Below are 2855 nucleotides of genomic sequence, written 5' to 3' on the forward strand. Positions count from 1 at the left end.
GGAGCTCGCGCGGGCGCTGCGGGACGAGGGCTCGGTGCCCCTGTCCTCGGAGGAGGACACGCTGCTCGTGCCCCTGCCGCCGGACCGGGCCGTGCGCCTGCGAATCCAGACCGAGGCGGGATTGGAGGCCGAGCCCCTCGAGGTGCCGCTGCGCGAGGGACGGGTGGAGACGGTGGAGGTGGACCTCGGGCGCGCGTTCCCCGGAGGCGGGGAGTCCTTCGTGGACGTGCGAGGGCGCCTGCTGCTGGGGTCCTCCGCTCGCCCGCTGGCGGGTGCCGGGGTGGAGCGCCTGGAGCCGCCGGGGACGGTGGTGCGCTCGGAGGCGGATGGCACCTTCACCTTCGAGAGGCTGCCGGGGTGGAAGCCCACGCGCTTCGCGGTGCGCGTGGAGCGGCCGGCGTCGGGACGTCCGGTGGCGCCGGAGCGCTCGGAGTTCGAGCTCACCCCCAGCCCGGGGCCGCACGAGAGGCCGCTGGAGGTGACGTGGCGGGTGCCGGCGTACCGGTGGCTGGTGCTGAGGTTGGATGCCTTCGCGCGGAGCCAGCTCGAGGGCCGCTCGCGTCGGCCCTATCCGGTGTACCTGCTCCAGCGCCGGGACGGGTCGGGGAGCTGGCGCACGGAGGGCGCGGACGCGTTCCTCCAGGAGGAGGGTGGGGTGGCGGTGTCGGTGCTCGGCGCGGGGACGTACCGGGTGCTGGCGGCGGCGTCACCTTATGAGGTGTACGAGAGCCCGGCGGTGGTGGTGAGGGAGGGCGAGGGCGAGCGCGCGGTGTCGCTGAGCGTGCCGGAGGACGCGAGGCCCTGCGAGGTGCGCGTGACGGACGCGACGGGAGGGCCGGTGTACGGGGCGCTCGTGACGGCGGCGGGGCTCCAGGGCTCGCTGCCGCCGGTGCGGGGGCGCACGGACGCGGAGGGGCGCTGGGGGCTCGGCCGGGTGCGAGGCACCACCCTCCACGTGGAGGTGGAGGGGGCGGGCCGCCCACCCTGGACCGGGGACGTGGCCGCCGAGTGCCAGAGGACGGGCCGTGTGGACGTGCGGCTCTGACGGGGTGTGCCTGCCCGGCGTCCAGTGAAGCGGGCTGAACATCCGGAAGTCCCCGACTATCGGCGCGCGAGCCTTCTGAGGCACGCTTGCGGGTATGGGGTGGACACGGTTTCGCTTGTGGTGGCGCGGGGAGACGAGGCAGCCGCTGCGTCCCCTGATGGAGTGGCTGGGCCGCTGCCCGCTGCTGCTCGTGCTCCAGGCGATACCGGTGTGCATCGTGTGGGGAGCCTTCGACTCGATGGGGCTCTCGAACCTCTTCTTCCACGACGTGCCCCGGGTGACGTTCGTCGCGGCCTTCATGGCGGCGATGCTGCTGGGGCAGTTGTGCTTCATCGGCTACCTGCTGGACGCGGACGAGCCGTGGGCGCTGGCGCCGCGGAAGGGCAAGCCGCGGGGGGTGCCGCCCACCATCCGCTGGTACCTCTTCCGTACGGGCACCTACCCCCTGTCGCTGATGGCGCTCAGCCTGCCGAGCCTCATCAACCGGCACTTCGCCTTCCTCTTCGGGGTGCTGGCCGCGGTGGGCGCGATGCTGTTGCTCACGCGCGGCGCCGAGTGGCTCCAGCACCGCTACCAGACGGACCGGCGGCGCCACCCCTGGCTGCGGCGGATCGAGGTGACCCTCTTCCGCAAGCACTCGACGCACGTGGTGGTGCTGCACGTGCTCCAGGGCGGGCTGCTGGGGCTCTTCGTCCTGGGCTACCTGCTGGTGGCCGCGCACGTGGCGTTCTCGGGGTCCCATGGGTGGGTGTCGCCCGCCGTGGTCATCTGCGTGGCGATCGGCATGTGCGGCGCCGCTTACGGAGCCGTCCGCTTCTTCTTTCCCGATCGGCACATGGGGGCGCTCCTCGTCACGGGGCTGCTGGTGGTGTTCGGCGGGCGCGGGTGCTCGGACATCTCGCTCTATGACGAACTCTCCCTGCCCCAGGCGCCGAAGTACGCGGGGACGAGCCTCGCCTCGCCTCGCGACGCGGGGCTGCTGGGGGACGGCGAGGCCCTGGACGCATGGCTGGCACGGATGCGGGCGGAGCCTCCGCCGGGCGTGGCGTGGCCCACGCAGGGCGAGACGCAGCAGGTGGGAGGACCGGCGGCGATGCGCTGCGCGCCGGGGCCGAAGCCTCGCCTGGCGCTGGTGGCGACGAGTGGTGGTGGCATCCGCGCCGCGGCGTGGACGGCGCATGTGCTCTCGCGGCTGGAGGGCCCCGAGGGCGTGCCGGGCTTCCACCGCTACGTGCGCCTCGTGACCGGGGCCTCGGGCGGCATGGTGGGGGCGGGGGCGTGGGTGGCGGGGCTGGAGCCCACGGGCACCCCCCAGGAGGATGTGTCGCTCGCCACGATGATGCAGCAGGACAGCCTCTCGTCGGCGGCCATCGCGCTGCTGCTGCCCTTCGGTGAGAGCCGGGGCCGCGCCCTGGAGCGCGCCTGGGGCAAGCAGACGGCCGGACGGATGGAGCGCACCTTCGCGTCGCTGCGCGAGGGGGAGTCCCGGGGCTGGCTGCCGTCGCTGGTGTACTCGCCGATGCTGGTGGAGGACGGGCGGCGGCTGCTGGTGAGCAACCTGGACCTGTCGGCGCTGACCTCGGCCGAGGCGAGCACGCTGGTGGTGGACGGGCACGGGGACGAGGCGGTGGAGGGCGCGAAGGCGCGGCTGTCGGTGTCGGGGGTGCAGCTCTTCCAGCTCTTCCCGCGCAAGCAGACGGAGTTCGCGGTGGCGGCGGCGGCGCGGATGAGCGCGTCCTTCCCCTACATGAGCCCGGCGAGCGCGCTGCCCACGGTGCCTCGGGTGCGGGTGGTGGACGCGGGCTACTAC

At 74.0% G+C, this 2855-nt stretch carries 1 protein-coding gene and 1 pseudogene; both read left to right on the forward strand.

Annotated elements, in window-relative coordinates; all coding sequences use genetic code 11:
* A pseudogene (locus tag VF794_RS09845) lies at positions 1 to 1045 on the forward strand (carboxypeptidase-like regulatory domain-containing protein); the annotation flags it as partial.
* A gap of 115 nt (positions 1046 to 1160) precedes the next feature.
* Positions 1161 to 2855 (forward strand): hypothetical protein (locus VF794_RS09850; protein WP_331109081.1); only part of this gene is annotated, 1695 nt, incomplete at its 3' end.

The sequence above is a fragment of the Archangium sp. genome, assembly GCF_036389735.1.
In the GTDB taxonomy this organism is placed as follows: domain Bacteria; phylum Myxococcota; class Myxococcia; order Myxococcales; family Myxococcaceae; genus Archangium.